At 69.1% G+C, this 15,624-nt stretch carries 15 protein-coding genes; 13 read left to right on the top strand and 2 right to left on the bottom strand.

The window, feature by feature from the left end:
• Positions 1-16: 16 nt before the first annotated feature.
• The 7 genes from ACQZ13_RS23875 to ACQZ13_RS23905 all read left to right on the top strand — a co-directional run bounded on the left by ACQZ13_RS23875 (position 17) and on the right by ACQZ13_RS23905 (position 7,820).
• Entirely contained in the window at positions 17-904 is an 888-nt protein-coding gene (locus ACQZ13_RS23875) for a transporter substrate-binding domain-containing protein (RefSeq protein WP_431048372.1), read from the top strand.
• Positions 905-979: 75 nt separating this feature from the next.
• Complete coding sequence (dusB, locus tag ACQZ13_RS23880) at positions 980-2,110, top strand: tRNA dihydrouridine synthase DusB (protein WP_431048373.1); 1,131 nt, start codon at positions 980-982, stop codon at positions 2,108-2,110.
• A complete protein-coding gene (locus ACQZ13_RS23885; protein ID WP_088406111.1) occupies positions 2,107-2,340 on the top strand; it encodes a helix-turn-helix domain-containing protein in 234 nt (77 codons plus the stop codon). The genes dusB and ACQZ13_RS23885 overlap by 4 nt, the downstream gene beginning before the upstream one ends.
• A gap of 38 nt (positions 2,341-2,378) precedes the next feature.
• On the top strand, positions 2,379-3,959 hold the full coding sequence (purH, locus tag ACQZ13_RS23890) for a bifunctional phosphoribosylaminoimidazolecarboxamide formyltransferase/IMP cyclohydrolase (RefSeq protein WP_431048374.1): 1,581 nt from the start codon (positions 2,379-2,381) through the stop codon (positions 3,957-3,959).
• Positions 3,960-4,093: 134 nt separating this feature from the next.
• Positions 4,094-4,615 (top strand): porin family protein, encoded by a 522-nt coding sequence (locus ACQZ13_RS23895; protein WP_431048375.1) that lies wholly within the window; start codon positions 4,094-4,096, stop codon positions 4,613-4,615.
• Between the two features lie 194 nt (positions 4,616-4,809).
• Positions 4,810-6,219 carry a coniferyl aldehyde dehydrogenase gene (locus ACQZ13_RS23900; RefSeq protein WP_431048376.1) on the top strand — a complete coding sequence of 470 codons (1,410 nt, stop codon included), beginning with the start codon at positions 4,810-4,812 and terminating at the stop codon, positions 6,217-6,219.
• A complete protein-coding gene (locus ACQZ13_RS23905) occupies positions 6,216-7,820 on the top strand; it encodes a GMC family oxidoreductase (protein WP_431048377.1) in 1,605 nt (534 codons plus the stop codon). Before ACQZ13_RS23900 ends, ACQZ13_RS23905 begins: the two co-directional genes overlap by 4 nt.
• Before the next feature lie 51 nt (positions 7,821-7,871).
• On the opposite strand, the gene ACQZ13_RS23910 is transcribed toward ACQZ13_RS23905, so the two are convergent.
• Positions 7,872-10,637 carry a hypothetical protein gene (locus ACQZ13_RS23910; protein ID WP_431048378.1) on the bottom strand — a complete coding sequence of 922 codons (2,766 nt, stop codon included), beginning with the start codon at positions 10,635-10,637 and terminating at the stop codon, positions 7,872-7,874.
• 159 nt (positions 10,638-10,796) lie between these two features.
• Between ACQZ13_RS23910 and ACQZ13_RS23915 the strand changes: the two genes are divergently transcribed.
• The 3 genes from ACQZ13_RS23915 to ruvC are packed head-to-tail and all read left to right on the top strand — an operon-like array spanning position 10,797 to position 12,977.
• Positions 10,797-11,426: a lysophospholipid acyltransferase family protein gene (locus ACQZ13_RS23915; protein WP_431048379.1), complete on the top strand. Its 630-nt coding sequence runs from the start codon at positions 10,797-10,799 to the stop codon at positions 11,424-11,426.
• Complete coding sequence (locus tag ACQZ13_RS23920; protein WP_088406118.1) at positions 11,423-12,409, top strand: phosphatidate cytidylyltransferase; 987 nt, start codon at positions 11,423-11,425, stop codon at positions 12,407-12,409. Before ACQZ13_RS23915 ends, ACQZ13_RS23920 begins: the two co-directional genes overlap by 4 nt.
• 19 nt (positions 12,410-12,428) lie before the next feature.
• A complete protein-coding gene (gene ruvC, locus ACQZ13_RS23925) occupies positions 12,429-12,977 on the top strand; it encodes a crossover junction endodeoxyribonuclease RuvC (RefSeq protein WP_088406119.1) in 549 nt (182 codons plus the stop codon).
• A gap of 46 nt (positions 12,978-13,023) precedes the next feature.
• Here the strand turns inward: ruvC and ACQZ13_RS23930 are convergent, their stop codons facing one another.
• A complete protein-coding gene (locus ACQZ13_RS23930) occupies positions 13,024-13,533 on the bottom strand; it encodes a cupin domain-containing protein (protein ID WP_431048380.1) in 510 nt (169 codons plus the stop codon).
• Between the two features lie 187 nt (positions 13,534-13,720).
• On the opposite strand from ACQZ13_RS23930, the gene ACQZ13_RS23935 reads away from it, so the two are divergent.
• The 3 genes from ACQZ13_RS23935 to ACQZ13_RS23945 are packed head-to-tail and all read left to right on the top strand — an operon-like array spanning position 13,721 to position 15,592.
• Entirely contained in the window at positions 13,721-14,098 is a 378-nt protein-coding gene (locus tag ACQZ13_RS23935) for a COG4315 family predicted lipoprotein (RefSeq protein WP_431048381.1), read from the top strand.
• Positions 14,099-14,127: 29 nt separating this feature from the next.
• Positions 14,128-14,661, top strand: a complete 534-nt coding sequence (locus ACQZ13_RS23940) for an RNA polymerase sigma factor (RefSeq protein WP_431048382.1) — start codon at positions 14,128-14,130, stop codon at positions 14,659-14,661.
• Positions 14,662-14,671: 10 nt separating this feature from the next.
• The gene (locus tag ACQZ13_RS23945) at positions 14,672-15,592 is read left to right on the top strand and encodes an anti-sigma factor family protein (protein WP_431048383.1); all 921 of its coding nucleotides are present in this window, start codon (positions 14,672-14,674) and stop codon (positions 15,590-15,592) included.
• Positions 15,593-15,624 lie beyond the last annotated feature (32 nt).

Below are 15,624 nucleotides of genomic sequence, written 5' to 3' on the forward strand. Positions count from 1 at the left end.
TCTGAAGACCATGTCCTTGCGCCGCCTAGCCGTTTCGTCGTTCGCGTTGATCGGCCTGGCCGTCGCCGGCCCGGCGTCGGCGCAGACCGCGCCGCCGCCTTCCTCCGTGCAGGCAAGCGCGGCGCCCGGCGCCTTGCCGAGCCCGCAGGCCGCTCCCCAGACCCCGCCCGCGCCGATCGCCGGCTGCCCGATGCTGGTCGCCTCCGGCAACCCGCAATATCCGCCCTACCTGTGGCGCGATCCGGCGGACGAGCAGAAGCTGGTCGGCGCCAACGCGGACCTGATGCAGTGGCTCGCGGCGGAGATCGGCATCCCGATCGAGACCCGTTACGTCGGCCCGTGGGGCCGCGTGCAGGAGGAGATGCGCGCGGGTCGCATCGACCTCATCGCGGGCGCCTTCTTCACGCTGCCGCGCACCGAGTACATGGACTACTTCCATCCTGCGTTCCGCGAGACGCGCAGCGTCATCTGGACGCGGACCGCGGCGCCGGTGACCTACAAGCGCTGGAGCGACCTCGCGCCCAAGCAGGGCGTGACGGTGATCAACAACAGCTTCGGCGTCGAGTTCGACAACTACGCGCGCCAGTCCTTGAAGATCAGCCAGGTGGCCAGCATCGAGCAGGCGATCCTGATGCTGCAGCGCGGCCGTGCCGACTACCTGATCTACGAGGACACGCCGGCCGAGGCCTACGCGGCGCGCAACGGCGGTCCGGCGATCCAGCCGCTGATGCCGGCGATCGCGCGCGAGGGCCTGTACCTGACGCTCTCGCACCGTTCCCGCTGCAACTCGCCTGAGTTGAGGGGTCGCATTGCGCGGGCGGTCTACAAGCTGTCGCAGGACCGCGTGATGAACCGTTTCGTCGACCAGGGTTTCGTGCTCTGGCGCAAGCAGCCTTCCCTCTGACAGGGGCCACGGAGCGGGCACGCCGGGGGCGGTATACTTCTGCCTCTTTTTTGTGCAACCGCCTCACTGTTCCCGATGTTCACGCCGTCCCCCGGCCCGTCATCCAGCCCGCTTGCGCTGGGTCCCTACCTCCTGCCGAACCGTCTGTTCGTCGCCCCCATGGCGGGCGTGACCGACCGGCCCTTCCGCGTGCTGTGCAAGAAGCTCGGCGCGGGGTATGCGGTGAGCGAGATGGTGACCTCGCGCAAGGATCTGTGGAACAGCCTGAAGACCTCGCGCCGTGCGAATCATGAGGGCGAGTCGGCCCCGATCTCCGTGCAGATCGCCGGGACCGATGCGCAGATGATGGCCGAGGCCGCGGCGTACAACGTGGATCGCGGCGCGCAGATCATCGACATCAACATGGGGTGTCCGGCCAAGAAGGTCTGCAACAAGTGGGCCGGTTCGGCGCTGATGCAGGACGAGGCGCTGGCGCTGGAGATCGTGGAAGCCGTGGTCGCCGCCTGCGCGCCGCGCGGCGTGCCGGTGACCTTGAAGATGCGCACCGGCTGGTGTCAGGCGGAAAAGAACGCGGTGGCGCTCGCGCGTGCCGCCGAGTCCGCCGGCGTCGCGATGGTCACCGTGCACGGCCGCACGCGCGAGCAGGGCTACAGCGGCCACGCCGAGTACGACACCATCGCCGCGGTGAAGGCCGCGCTGCGCATCCCCGTGGTCGCCAACGGCGACATCGACACGCCGCAGAAGGCCCGCGAGGTGCTGGCCGCCACCGGGGCGGACGCGATCATGATCGGCCGCGCGGCGCAGGGTCGTCCGTGGATCTTCGCGGAGATCGCGCACTTCCTGGCCACCGGCGAGGAGCTGCCCGCGCCGCGCATCGCCGACGCCAAGGGCTGGCTCATCGAGCACCTGCACGACCACTACGCGCTGTACGGCGAACTCACGGGCATGCGCAGCGCGCGCAAGCACATCGGCTGGGCCGTGCGTTCGCTCCCCGGCGGCGAGGATTTCCGCCGCCGCATGAACACCCTCGAGAGTTGCGACGGCCAGGTCCGCGCACTGACGGACTGGCTGGACGCGCTGGCGGACGACCATGACCGCCTGCCCTACCTGCCGCCCGCCGACGACGCCCTCGACGACGCAGACCCTGACGCAGCCGCCGCCGCGAACGACGAACACCAAGACCAAGAAAGAAGGCTCACGGCATGACGCCCAAACCGATCGACTCCTGCATCCGCGAAAACCTGGAGGTCTACTTCAGAGACCTGGGCGGCGAAGTGCCGCATTCGATGCACGAGATGCTGATCCGCCTCGTCGAGAAGCCGCTGCTGGAAGTGGTGATGCAGCACAGCGACGGCAACCAGAGCAAAGCCGCCGAATGGCTGGGCATCAACCGAAACACCCTGCGCCGCAAGCTCGTCGAGCACAAGCTGATCTGAGCGCCCGCGCCGAACCGAATCCCCTTTAGAGAGCTCCCATGGCACAACTCACCGCCCTGATCTCGGTCTCCGACAAGACCGGTATCGTCGACTTCGCCAAGGCGCTGCACGCGCTGGACGTGCGCCTGCTGTCCACCGGCGGCACCGCCAAGCTGCTGGCCGACGCCGGCCTGCCGGTGACCGAAGTCGCCCAGCACACCGGCTTCCCGGAGATGCTGGACGGCCGCGTCAAGACGCTGCATCCGAAGATCCACGGCGGCCTGCTGGCCCGCCGCGACCTGCCCGAGCACGTCGCCGCGATCGAGCAGCACGGCATCGACACGATCGACATCCTGGCGGTCAACCTCTACCCGTTCGAATCCACCGTCGCCAAGCCCGGCTGCACGCTGGAGGACGCGATCGAGAACATCGACATCGGCGGCCCGGCGATGGTCCGCAGCGCGGCCAAGAACTGGAAGGACGTGACCGTGCTGACCGACGCGTCGCAGTACGCGCAGGTGCTGGAGGAACTGAAGGCCCACGGCAAGACCAGCGACAAGACGCGCTTTGCCGCGTCGGTGGCCGCGTTCAACCGCATCGCCCAGTACGACGCCGCGATCAGCAACTACCTGAGCGCCCGTCTGGAAGACGGCTCGCTGGCCGAATACCCCGCGCAGATGAACAGCAGCTTCATCAAGGTGCAGGACCTGCGCTACGGCGAGAACTCGCACCAGACCGCCGCGCTCTACCGCGACCTGTACCCGGCGCCCGGTTCGCTGGTGACCGGCAAGCAGCTGCAGGGCAAGGAACTCAGCTACAACAACATCGCCGACGCCGACGCCGCGTGGGAATGCGTGAAGAGCTTCGAGGCACCGGCCTGCGTCATCATCAAGCACGCGAACCCCTGCGGCGTGGCCGTGGCGGCGAACGCCGCCGACGCCTACGCCAAGGCCTTCAAGACCGACCCGACCAGCGCCTTCGGCGGCATCATCGCCTTCAACCGCGAGGTGGACCGCGCCGCCGCGGAACTCGTGTCCAAGCAGTTCGTCGAAGTGCTGATGGCACCGTCGTTCAGCGCCGAGGCGCGTGAGGTCTTCAAGGGCAAGGTCAACGTGCGCCTGCTCGAGATCGCGCTGCCGCCGGGCGGCGCGCGTCCGTGGGACCAGGGCCGCAACGCGCAGGACGTGAAGCGTGTCGGTTCGGGCCTGCTGGTGCAGACGGCCGACAACCACTTCCTGACCAAGGCCGACCTGAAGGTGGTCACCACGCTGCAGCCGACCGCGCAGCAGCTGGACGACCTGATGTTCGCGTGGACCGTGGCCCAGTACGTGAAGAGCAACGCCATCGTCTTCTGCGGCGGCGGCATGACGCTGGGCGTCGGCGCGGGCCAGATGAGCCGCATCGACTCGGCGCGCATCGCGTCGATCAAGGCGGAGAACGCCGGCCTGACGCTGACCGGCTCGGCCGTGGCGAGCGACGCCTTCTTCCCGTTCCGCGACGGCCTGGATGTGCTGGCCGACGCGGGCGCCTCCTGCGTCATCCAGCCGGGCGGCTCGATGCGCGACGAGGAGGTCATCGCAGCAGCCAACGAACGCGGCATCGCGATGGTGTTGACGGGCGTGCGCCACTTCCGTCATTGAAAGGCGTCGCGCGGTCACAACTCCCGGAATGAGTTGTGACAACTCCGTGGCGGGAACGATCGGGTTTTCCCGGGTCCGGATGCTACCTTGCGCGCCGGCACCGTTCTGGTGCTGTTGTTCAAGACCAAGCAAACATGACCAAGATTTCCGCCATTGCCGCCGTTGCCCTCCTGCTGGCCGGCGTCGCCCAAGCACAAGCCGTCAAGCCAGCGCTGTACGGTGAGGTGGGCTACAGCTTCATCACCATCGACGCCGGCGGCCCGGACCTGGAGCCGGGCCTGCTGCGCGGCATCGTCGGCTGGAACGCCCATCCCTACCTCGCCGTGGAAGGCCTGCTGGCCACCGGCGTCAAGGACGACAACACCGACGGCGTCAAGACCAAGGTGTCGAACGCCTACGGCTTCTACCTGAAGCCCAAGTACGACTTCGGCAACGGCATCCAGGTGTTCGGCCGCCTGGGCTACGTGCACACCAAGATCAAGTCCAGCTTCGGGGGCCTGTCCGCCTCCGGCAGCGACGACGACGTGTCCTACGGTGTCGGCGTGAGCTACGCCTTCAGCAAGCAGTGGTACGGCGCGCTGGACTACACCAGCTACTACAACAAGGACGGCGTCAAGGCCTCCGGCGTGACGCTGGGCGCGGGCTACCGCTTCTGATCGCCGGGATCGCCTCGCGGCGATCCGGCCGGGCTCTTCGGAGCCTCTCCAACAAAGCCCGGCCTTGGCCGGGCTTTTGCGTTGCGGCCCAGCGTTCTGCTAGTCGGACCTCTCTAGTCCAGGGTCGCTTCGCTTGGCCCGGTGTCCGAATGCGCATAGCCTTCGTCTCCACAAGAGCAACAGCGGAGACATCGATGGACCAAGCCCTGCACGAACGCCTGCACCTTGTGTTGGAGCAGCAGCGCGCCGCGTTCGACCGCGAGCGGACGCCGACGCACGCGCAGCGCAAGGACCGTCTGGCGCGGCTGCTGCGCATGACCGCCGACCACGCGGAGGCGCTCGCCGACGCGATGTCCCGCGACTTCGGGCATCGCTCCCGGCATGAGAGCCTGCTGGCCGACCTCTTCACCGTGCAGTCCGGCGCCCGGCATGCGATGCGCCATCTGAAGCGCTGGATGGCCGTGAAGCGCGCGCCCACCGCCCTGCACTTCCTGCCCGCCGGCAACCGGCTGATGCCGCAGCCGCTCGGCGTGGTCGGCATCGTCGCGCCGTGGAACTATCCGTACTACCTCGCGATGGCTCCCGCGCTGGCGGCGCTGGCCGCCGGCAACCGCGTGATGATCAAGCCGTCCGAGTTGACGCCCGCCACCTCCGAACTGATGGCCCGGCTCGTCGCCCAGCATTTCTCCCCCGACGAGATGACCGTCGTCACCGGCGACGCCGAGGTCGGCAAGGCCTTCACGCAGCTGCCCTTCGATCACCTGTTCTTCACCGGATCGACGCCGGTCGGTCGACTGGTCGCGCAGGCCGCGGCGCAACACCTGACCCCGGTCACGCTGGAACTCGGCGGAAAGTCCCCCGCCATCGTGGACCGCAGCGCCGACATCGCCCGGACCGCCGAGCGCATCGCCTTCGGCAAGCTGCTCAACGCCGGGCAGACCTGCGTCGCGCCGGACTACGTGCTGGTGCCGGAGGAGCTCGTGACGCCGCTGGCCGATGCGATCGTCGCCGCCGTGCGCCGGCTGTATCCGCGCATCGACGGCAACCCGGACTTCACCGCCATCGTCAGTCCGCGCCATCACGCGCGCTTGAAGGGCCTGCTCGACGACGCACGCGCCCGCGGTGCGACCTTGCGTCCCACCCACGACGATGCGCCCACGGACCGTCGCATCGTCCCGACGCTGGTGCTCGGCACCTCGCCCGAGATGACGGTGATGCGCGAGGAGATCTTCGGCCCGCTGCTGCCCATCGTGCCGTACGGCCACCCGTCCGAGGCGATCGCGCAGGTCAACGCCGGCGACCGGCCGCTCGCGCTTTACTGGTTCGGCAAGGACAAGGCCGCGCGCGACGACGTGCTCGCCCGCACGCATGCCGGCGGCGTCACCGTCAACGACTGCATCTGGCACCTCGGCCAGGAGGAGCAGCCCTTCGGCGGCGTCGGCGCCAGCGGCATGGGGTCGTACCACGGCGTCTGGGGCTTCAACACCTTCAGCAAGCTCAAGCCGGTGTTCCTGCAGTCGCGCTTCGCCGGCACGAAGCTGTTCCATCCGCCGTACGGCGCGACCTTCGACCGCCTGCTCGGCCTGCTGAAGAAGATCGCATGAGCGCGACGGACGGGTTCGATGCCGACTTCGTGATCGTCGGCGGCGGCTCCGCGGGCGCGGTGCTTGCGAGCCGACTCAGCGAGGACCCGGGCTGCCGCGTGCTGCTGCTCGAAGCCGGCGGTCGGGGCGACGGCTGGGTCACGACGACGCCGTTCGCCGGCGCGCTGCAGGTTGCCGCGAAGATCAACAACTGGGGCTTCGAGACCGCGCCGCAGCCCGGCCTGAACGGCCGTCGCGGCTACCAGCCGCGCGGCAAGGCGCTGGGCGGATCGTCGGCGATCAACGCGATGGTCTACACGCGCGGGCATCGCAGCGACTACGACGCCTGGGCCGCGGCCGGCAACGTCGGCTGGGGCTACGACGACCTGCTGCCCTTCTTCATCAACGCGGAGCGCAACGAACGCCTGGGGGCGCCGTGGCACGGCCAGGAGGGTCCGCTGCGCGTCGGCGACCTGCGCACCGACTCGCCGATCCACGCCGCCTGGCGGACGGCGGCGCGCGAGTCGGGTCATGCGATCCTCGACGACTTCAACGGCGCGGACATGCAGGGCCTCGGCGTCTACCAGGTCACGCAGCATCAAGGCGAGCGCTGGAGCGTCGCGCGCGGGTATCTGGAACCGCATCTCGGACGACGATCCAACCTGCGCGCGGAGACAGGCGTGCGCGCGTTGTCACTCGTGCTGGAAGAGCGACGGGCCGTCGGCGTCGACATGCTGCAACGCGGTCATCGCCGCACGGTGCGGGCGGCGCGCGAGGTCATCGTCTGCGCCGGCGCGCTGCAATCGCCTCAACTGCTGATGCTCTCGGGCATCGGCGACGGCGCGCAGCTGCAGTCGCACGGCCTCGCGGTCCGGCACCACCTGCCCGGCGTTGGCCGCAACCTGCACGACCATCCGGACTTCGTGTTCGGCTACGAGTCGGACTGCCTCGAACTTGCCGGCATCTCCGCGCGCGGGAGCGCCCGCTTCCTCGGACAGCTGCAGCGCTACCGGCGCGAGCGGCGCGGGCTCGTCACCAGCAACTTCGCCGAATGCGGCGGGTTCCTGGCGACGCGTCCGGATCTGCCGGCGCCCAACGTGCAGCTGCATCTGGTGGTGGCGCTCGTCGAGGACCACGCACGCAAACTTCGACTGGGGCACGGCCTGTCGTGTCACGTGTGCCTGCTGCGGCCGCGCAGCCGCGGCGCGTTGACGCTGACCAACGCCGACCCGCTGACCGCGCCGCGCATCGATCCGGCCTTCCTCCAGGACGCCGAGGACGTGCGCGAACTCATCGAGGGCTACAAGCTGACGCGCGACCTGATGCGCGCGCCGGCCATGAAGGCGTTCTGGAAGCGGGAGCTCTGGAGCGCGGGCGTCGACGCGGACGCCGACATCGAGGCGCTGCTGCGCCGTCGCGTCGACACGGTGTATCACCCGGTGGGCACCTGCCGGATGGGCAAGGACGCGCAGGCGGTCGTGGACGACCGCCTGCGCGTGCGCGGCATCGAGGGGCTGCGCGTCGTGGACGCGTCCATCATGCCCAGCGTCGTCAGCGGGAACACGAACGCGCCGGTGGTGGCGATCGCGGAGAAGGCCGCCACACTGCTCCGCGCTCAATGAAAGACGCCCCGCACGGCGCGGGGCGTCTATCGATGATCGGAGAGGTCGGGCTCAGATCACTGCCGAGTTGAGCGTGAACTGGAGCGATTGCGTGCCGCCGTAGTTTCCCGCCGCGTCGACCTGCTGCACCTGCAGATCCTTGAGCCCGTCAGCGCCGAACACCGCGCCCGCGATTTCGGCGCCCGATCCCCAGGTCCAATGCTGGCCGGCATCGGTGCTGTAACGCCAATAGGCCCCATTCTCCAGACCGGAAACGTTCACCGTGGCATCGGAGGTGATCCGGTCCGTGCTGCTCGCGCCCGTGTCGTTCTTCAGCGTCAGGCTCGGCTCGCCCGGGGCGGAGGTGTCGAGAATGACCGTGAAGCTCTGGTCGAGGCGATTGCCGGCCTCGTCGACGGCGATCACGCGAATGCTGTTGAATCCTGAATGCAAGTAGCTCGCCGCCCAGGTGGCTGCGGTCCCGTGGCCAAAGGAATCTGCCCCCAGGTCATAGGGCATCCCGTTGAAGAACACGGTCGAGGACTGATTGCCGTGAACACGCACCGAAAAATCGCTGTTCGCGTTGACATACCCATTCTGAGCCCCATCGGGAGAGGCGCTCTTTGTGTTCACCTCAGACCATGGAGGCACGGTGTCCAGCGTGAACTGCAACGAACGGTCTGCGCTGACATTGCCCGCCGCATCGATCTGATGGATGTCGACAGTGTTGGTGCCATCGTCGAAGAACCGCGTGCTGAGTTGCGTCCCGACACCTTGCCGCCAGTGCTCGTCGCCGGGCCCCTTGAACTCCCAGACGGCGCCCGGTTCCAGGTTGTCGATGGAGACATAACCGCTCGCATTGATCAGATTGCCATGCGCCGCGGCGCCTCCCTGCATGTGGACGCTGGCCGCCACGGCGTCCGGCGCGATCGAGTCCAGCGTCACTGTCATCGACTCGATGTCGCTCACATTGCCGGCCAGATCGGTCTGACGCACATCGACAGTCTGCAGGCCTTCGTGCAAGGCGCCCGACGCCAGCGAGTCGCCCTTGCCCGCGAGCCAATCGCCGCCGTCGATGCGGTACTCCCAGCTCGCGGCCTCTTCCAGGCGATGGACCAGCAGGCCGCCCTGCGCATTGATCAGCGGCAGGCCGTTGCTGGTCACCAGCTCGGGCCGGTCCGGTGCGACGCTGTCACGCGTGACGGTGATGGCCGTGGCGGCACTGTCATGGCCGGTGCTGTCCGTCTGCATCAGCGTCACGTCATTGCGACCTTCGAGCAGACGGGTCGCCGACAGTTGCGAGCCGTCGCCCACGTGCCAGCCGTTCTCGCCGTTGATGCGGTACTTCCAGGTCGCACCGGCCTCGATGTTGTCGAGGACGATCGCCCCCTGCAGGGACACGAGGTTGCCGCGCCCGCCGTCTACGTGCGCCCGCAAAGGATCGGGCGCCTCGAGGTCCTGCCGGACCGTCAGCGTCGCCGCGGCGCCGACGTTGCCTGCGGCATCGACCTGCACGACGTCGACATGGTTCTCTCCGGCCGCCAGTGCGTCCGCCGGAATGCGGCCGTCGTGGCCTTCGATCCAGTCGCCCTGCCCGTTCACGCGGAAGCGCCAGCTCGCGCCGCCTTCGATGCCGGACACATTGATGAAGTCGTGCGCGTTCAGCAGGTCGGTGCCGTTGCTGGTCTGCAGCAGCGGCGCTTCCGGCGGCGTCAGGTCCAGCGTCACGGCCAGACTGGTCAGCGGACCGTGTTCGCCGCCAGCGTCCACCTGGTAGGCCTCGATCCGGTTCTGGCCCGCAACGAGCGCGCCGGCCGGCACCTGACCGTCCTTGCCCTCGATCCAGTCGGGGGCGCCGTTCACGCGATAGAACCAGCTCGCGCCGGACGCGAGGCCGGAGACGGCGATCGTTCCGTCGTTGGTCAGCGCGTCCGTGGACGAACTGCCGTTGTCGTGCGCCAGTGCCAGCGTCGGCGCGAGCACCTCGTCGTGGACACGGACCGCCAGCGTGGCGATGTCGCCGGGCCGGCCCTGGTCGTCCAGCTGCGCGACCATCACCGCGTGAACACCACGGTCCAGCGTGCCGGCGTCGATGCGGGTGCCCTGACCGGGGTGCCAGGTGTCGTCGCCGTCCATGCGATAGACCCAGGAGGTCCCCGGTGAGGCAAGCGCGACGTCCACATGGCCGCCGCCGTCGATCGTGTCCTTGCCCGTGCTGGTGGACAGATGCGGCGCGGCGGGCGGCACGGGTGCCGGTGCCGGTGCCGGTGCCGGTGCAGGCTCAGGTGCAGGCTCAGGCGCGGGTGCGGGCGCAGGTGCAGGTGCAGGTGCAGGTGCAGGTGCAGGTGCAGGTGCAGGTGCAAGCGCGGGTGCGGGCGGAGGTGCCGCTGGCGTCGTGGGCGCTGCCGCCGAGGCGTGGCTGTCGCCGCCATGGCCGCCGGCTCCCGCCGCGCCGGCCAGCAGGACACCAGCGCCAGCGATCATCCACGGCCACACCGCAGCAGACCGATCGCAGTCGTCTTCGCTGCCGTCGCTGTGGATCTCCCGGCAGGACTGGTCTTCTGACTGTCCACCGCCCTGCGCATCGATCCGTTCACCGTCCGTCGAACTGCCGCGCCCCGCATCGTCCGGCAACACCGCGTCCGGGGCGCCACCTGCGGACGGTTCCGACGGCGACGCTTCGGCGTGACGGTCGTCGCCGGGCTGTACCGTCGCGACCATGTCGCCCGGTCGACGGGCCTGCGCCACGCGCTTGCCGAAGGACGGCGGCGCGCCGGGTTCGCGACCCGGCGCGGCCGTGGTCCGCACATTGACTTGATCTGAGGTCTGGCTATTCATCGAAGGGATCCTTGACGAGAAAACGTACTGCCCGCAGTGTCCCGGCACACACCTTTCGAACGCCATGACCCATCAACGCCTGAACCTCAACATTTATGACTCGTTTGAATGATCGAATCGTTAAATGAGTAGCACGCCGTCCTCCGGGATAATCGCGCCATGGTCCTTGCCGAAATCACCGGCCTGTTCCTGTCCTCACTGGCACGCCTGATCACCGGCGCGCAGGGACACTGGAAAGGCTGTCCCCCGACGTCCGAACAACGCATCTACTTCGCCAACCATCAGAGCCACTTCGACTGGGTGCTGATCTGGGCCTCCCTGCCCGGCGAACTGAGAGCGCGCACCCGACCGATCGCCGCGCGCGACTACTGGACGAGCTCCGCCCTCAAGACCTGGATCACGACGGCCGTGTTCAACGCGGTCTACGTCAGCCGCACGCGCGCCACGCCCGACGAGGATCCGCTCGAGCCGCTGGTCGACACGCTCCAGGGCGGCGACTCGCTGGTCATCTTCCCGGAGGGCACGCGCTCCAACAAAGGCGCGCCGCAGGCCTTCAAGGCCGGCCTTTACCACCTCTCCGAACAGTTCCCCGACGTGCAGCTCATCCCCACCTGGATCGACAACGTCCAGCGCGTCATGCCCAAGGGCGAGGTCGTGCCGGTGCCCATCCTGTGCACGGTCACCTTCGGCGCGCCGATCCGGATCGAACCCGGCGAGGACAAGGGCGCCTTCCTCGAACGCGCCCGCGCCGCGGTGATGGCGCTGCGTCCGGGAGGGTGGAAGGAATGAGGTGGCTCAAATCCCTGAACAGCAGCGAGCAGGTGGCCTTCCTGTTCGTGGTGCTGTTCGGCGCGCTGCTGCTGGTCAGCATCGGCTCGGTGCTGTGGTCGCTGCGCGACCGTCCCGACGACGAACAGGAAGCCTGGCAGGCGCGCTGGGCGCGCTTCCGGCACGAGCTCAACATGGTCTGGGTCGGCGCCTGCCTGTTCTGGGCCGCGTGGGTCTCGGGGCCGGTCGGCGCGACGCTGCTGTTCGCGGTCTTCTCGTTCCTGGCCTTCCGCGAGTTCATCACGCTGCTGCACACCCGCCGCGCCGACCATCGCGGGCTGATCATGGCCTTCTTCGTGATCCTGCCGCTGCAGTACGTGCTGGTGGGCACGCGCCACTTCGACCTGTTCTCGGTGCTGATCCCGGTCTACGGGTTCCTGGCGATCCCGGTGGCCAGCGCGCTGGCGGACGATCCGCAGCGCTTCCTCGAACGCAATTCGAAGATCCAGTGGGGCATCATGGTCTGCGTCTACGGCCTGTCGCATGCGCCGGCGCTGCTGCTGCTGGAGTTCCCGAAGTACGAAGGCCGCGGCGCCTTCCTGCTGTTCTTCCTGGTGGCGGTGGTGGCCTGCGGGCAGATCGCGCAGGCGGTGGCGACCAGCCGCTTCCGCGCCAAGCCGGTGGCGCGCCGCATCAGCCGCTCCTTCACGATGAAGGCCTGGTGGATAGGCGCGTTCGCGGCGGCACTGGCGGGCGCGCTGCTGTACTGGATCACGCCGTTCAAGGCCGGCCAGGCGGCGATCGCCGCGTTCGTCGCGGCGGGCTGCGGCAGCTTCGGCGTGTTCGTGATGCAGGCGCTCAAGCGCGACGCCGGCATCAACGCCTGGGGCAACCGCAGCGCGATCACCGGCGCGGTGGGCCTGCTGGACCGCATCGCGGTGATGTGCTTCGCGGCGCCGGTGTTCTTCCATTCGGTGCGGTGGTACTTCCGCGCCGGCACCTGACGCGCAGGGAGGCGACGGCATGCGCATCCTCGGCATCGACCCCGGCCTGCAGACGACGGGCTTCGGCGTCATCGACGCGGACGGCCCGCGCCTGTCGTACGTGGCCAGCGGCACGATCAAGACCAACGCGCTGCCGACCGGCGACCTGCCGGGTCGGCTGAAGATCCTCTTCGACGGCATCCGCGAGGTGGTGTCGCGGTATCAGCCGACCTGCGCGGCGGTGGAGATCATCTTCGTCAACGTGAACCCGCAGTCCACGCTGCTGCTGGGACAGGCGCGCGGCGCGGCGCTGACGGCGCTGGTGTCCTGCGACCTGCACGTGTCGGAGTACACCGCCGTGCAGATGAAGAAGGCCATCACCGGCCACGGCGGCGCCGCGAAGGCGCAGGTCCAGGCGATGGTGGCTCGGCTGCTGAAGCTGCCCGGCGAACCGGGCAAGGATGCGGCCGACGCGCTGGGCATCGCGATCATGGACGCGCATGCGCGCGTGTCCTTCGAGGCGATGGGCAAGCAGACGACGCTGCAGCGGCGCCAGCACGCGCAGTTCAAGGGCTCGCGGACGTACTGAGCGCACGGGTGCATGCCGCGCGCTACGCGCGCTTCGGCGGGCCTCTTCAGGGCTCGTCCTGCCAGTAGTCGAGGTCGCCCTCGCCCACCTTGCGGATGGCCTCGAAAGGGCGGGTCGCCTTGTCGGGGCCGTGCTCGGCCATGAACTTGTTCGAGTCCGGATAGACGCAGACTTCCGGCTGCTCCATCGTGCTGACGGACAGGTACTTCAGCGGCGCATCCGAGGTGTTGATGATGTGATGCGGGTACTCCGGCCCGGCGGGGATGAAGATCACGTCGCCGGCCTTGATCGGCAGGCGCTCGCCGGCGACGCGCAGCGTGCCGGAACCTTCGAGGACGATGAACATCTCCTCCTGCGCGTAGTGCAGGTGGTAGGGGCAGGTCGTCTTGCCGGGCTCGACGATGTCGTAGGACGCGCCGAGCTTGCGCGCAGCGGTCCCGCGGGCGAGGCGCGCGAAGCGCGACTCGTACAGCGGCTCGCGTTTGAACGAGGTCAGCTCGGCCTCATGGAAGTTGCGGATCAGCTCGGCGGCAAGCGCCTGGGCGCGGTCGGTCATGCTGGGGTCTCCTGGCAGCGCAGTCAGAACCCGCAGGCTAGTGCTCGGATCGTCATCGAGCAAATCGCGCTGTTGTCCCCGCTGCTGCGCGCCCTTGTCGCCCCTGCTGTTGCAACGGAATGTCTCACGATTGGAATAAGCTGCCCCTCTGCCGTGTTTCTTCAGTACCTATCCACCAGGAGACCCCATGAAGATCACCCTGAAGCTCACCGCCGCCGCCGTCCTGATGGCGGCTGCCGGTCTGGCCGCCGCGCAGACAGCCCCTGCGACCGCCAAGGACGGCGCGCTGGTCGGCCCGAACGACATGACGCTCTACACCTTCGACAAGGACACCGCCGGCAACGGCAAGAGCGTGTGCAACGGCGGCTGCGCCACCAACTGGCCGCCGCTGATGGCCCGCCCTGAGGACAAGGTCTCCGGCGACTGGTCCATCATCACCCGCGACGACGGCTCCAAGCAGTGGGCCTACAAGGGCAAGCCGCTGTACTTCTGGGCCAAGGACGCCAAGCCCGGCGACAAGACGGGTGACGGCATCAATCAGGTCTGGCATACGGCCAAACCTTAAGGGCTGAGCTCCCGCAGATCGACCCGCCCATGCCCCTGGTCCTCGACGAAGCGCTGCCGCTGCTTCCCCGTCTGCGCCGCCATGCGCGGCTGCTGTGCGGCGACCATGCCCGGGCGGACGACCTGCTGCAGGACACGCTGGAACGCGCCGCCCGCAAGGGCGCGCTGTTCCATGCCGAGGCCGGACCGACGCGCCAGGATGCCCTGCGCAACTGGCTGCTGACCTTGATGCACCGCCTCTACCTGAACCAGCGGCGCGACGCCCGCGAGGCGCTCCACGATTCGCTGGACGAGGACGACGCGCCGCAGCCCGCGATCGAGGAACCGCAGCAGCGCGTCGCCCTGCGGCTGGATCTCGAACGGGCGCTGGCGGCGCTGCCGGCCGCGTCGCGCGAGATCCTGCTGCTGGTCTGCGTCGAGGAACTGAGCTACCAGGACGCCGCCCGCGTGCTGGACGTGCCTGTCGGCACGGTGATGTCGCGGCTGTCCCGCGCCCGCGAACGGCTGCGCCTGTCCATGGACGGCGCCGCGCCGGGTCGCCCGCCGCTGCGGGTGGTGAAATGAGCGCCGCACCATGACCCACGACGAGATCGACATCGACGACCCCACGCTCCACGCCTACGTGGACGGACAACTGCCGCCCGAGCGCGCCGCGCAGGTCGCGGACTGGCTGCTGCGCCACCCGCGCGCCGCGCAGCAGGTGCTCGGCTGGCGCGAACAGCGCGAGTCGCTGAAGGCCCTGCATCGCGACTGGCTCGACGAGCCCGTGCCCCCGTCCCTCACCACCGCCTTGCGCCCCCCCGCCGCAAATGCCCCGCGCTGGCCACGCGCCTGGGCGGCGGCGTTGCTGCTGGCGGTCGGCCTGGGTGCCGGCGTCGCCGGCGGCTGGGGCGGCCACGCCTGGTGGTACGGCAAGAAGGAAGCCGCCGAGATGGCCGCCGCCGCGGCGGCCGCGCGCGCCGCCGGCCGCGATCCGTCCATCCCCGAATACGTCCGCGACGCCGCCATCGCGCATGCCGTGTACCAGCCCGAGAAGCGCCATCCGGTGGAGGTCGGCGCCGACCAGGCCGATCACCTGATGCAATGGCTGAGCAAGCGGCTCGGACAGCCGCTGTATGCACCCGTGCTGCGCGACTACGGCTGGAAGCTGGTCGGCGGCCGCCTGCTGCCGGCGGGCGACGACGCTGCGGCAGGCACGTCCGCCGGCGCCTCCGGCGGCGCAGCGCTGGCCCGCGCGCAGTTCATGTACGAGAACGAGGCCGGCGAGCGCTTCACGCTCTACGTCAGCACCGGCGCGAGCTCGCCCGAAGCGCCCGTGGCCTTCCGCCTGATGCAGCGTGTCGAGGCGGGCCAGACCACGCGCAGCCTCTTCTGGATCGACGGCAAGCTCGCCTACGCGCTCAGCGGCAACTTCGACGAGCGGCGCCTGCGCGTGCTGACCGACCTGGTCCACGCGCGCATCGGCATGATCGCGCGGGCGTCCTCCGCGCCTTGAGGTCGCCGGGCGCGCGGTCGTCGCGCCGGCCA

The organism is Roseateles sp. L2-2 (assembly GCF_050613215.1).
Classification (GTDB): domain Bacteria; phylum Pseudomonadota; class Gammaproteobacteria; order Burkholderiales; family Burkholderiaceae_C; genus Roseateles; species Roseateles noduli.

Excerpts from the sequence above, each read along its gene's own strand:
- dusB (WP_431048373.1), top strand. The coding sequence starts at position 980 with ATGTTCACGCCGTCCCCCGGCCCGTCATCCAGCCCGCTTGCGCTGGGT.
- ACQZ13_RS23885 (WP_088406111.1), top strand. The coding sequence starts at position 2,107 with ATGACGCCCAAACCGATCGACTCCTGCATCCGCGAAAACCTGGAGGTC.
- purH (WP_431048374.1), top strand. The coding sequence starts at position 2,379 with ATGGCACAACTCACCGCCCTGATCTCGGTCTCCGACAAGACCGGTATC.
- ACQZ13_RS23895 (WP_431048375.1), top strand. The coding sequence starts at position 4,094 with ATGACCAAGATTTCCGCCATTGCCGCCGTTGCCCTCCTGCTGGCCGGC.
- ACQZ13_RS23900 (WP_431048376.1), top strand. The coding sequence starts at position 4,810 with ATGGACCAAGCCCTGCACGAACGCCTGCACCTTGTGTTGGAGCAGCAG.
- ACQZ13_RS23905 (WP_431048377.1), top strand. The coding sequence starts at position 6,216 with ATGAGCGCGACGGACGGGTTCGATGCCGACTTCGTGATCGTCGGCGGC.
- ACQZ13_RS23910 (WP_431048378.1), bottom strand. The coding sequence starts at position 10,637 with ATGAATAGCCAGACCTCAGATCAAGTCAATGTGCGGACCACGGCCGCG.
- ACQZ13_RS23915 (WP_431048379.1), top strand. The coding sequence starts at position 10,797 with ATGGTCCTTGCCGAAATCACCGGCCTGTTCCTGTCCTCACTGGCACGC.
- ACQZ13_RS23920 (WP_088406118.1), top strand. The coding sequence starts at position 11,423 with ATGAGGTGGCTCAAATCCCTGAACAGCAGCGAGCAGGTGGCCTTCCTG.
- ruvC (WP_088406119.1), top strand. The coding sequence starts at position 12,429 with ATGCGCATCCTCGGCATCGACCCCGGCCTGCAGACGACGGGCTTCGGC.
- ACQZ13_RS23930 (WP_431048380.1), bottom strand. The coding sequence starts at position 13,533 with ATGACCGACCGCGCCCAGGCGCTTGCCGCCGAGCTGATCCGCAACTTC.
- ACQZ13_RS23935 (WP_431048381.1), top strand. The coding sequence starts at position 13,721 with ATGAAGATCACCCTGAAGCTCACCGCCGCCGCCGTCCTGATGGCGGCT.
- ACQZ13_RS23940 (WP_431048382.1), top strand. The coding sequence starts at position 14,128 with ATGCCCCTGGTCCTCGACGAAGCGCTGCCGCTGCTTCCCCGTCTGCGC.
- ACQZ13_RS23945 (WP_431048383.1), top strand. The coding sequence starts at position 14,672 with ATGACCCACGACGAGATCGACATCGACGACCCCACGCTCCACGCCTAC.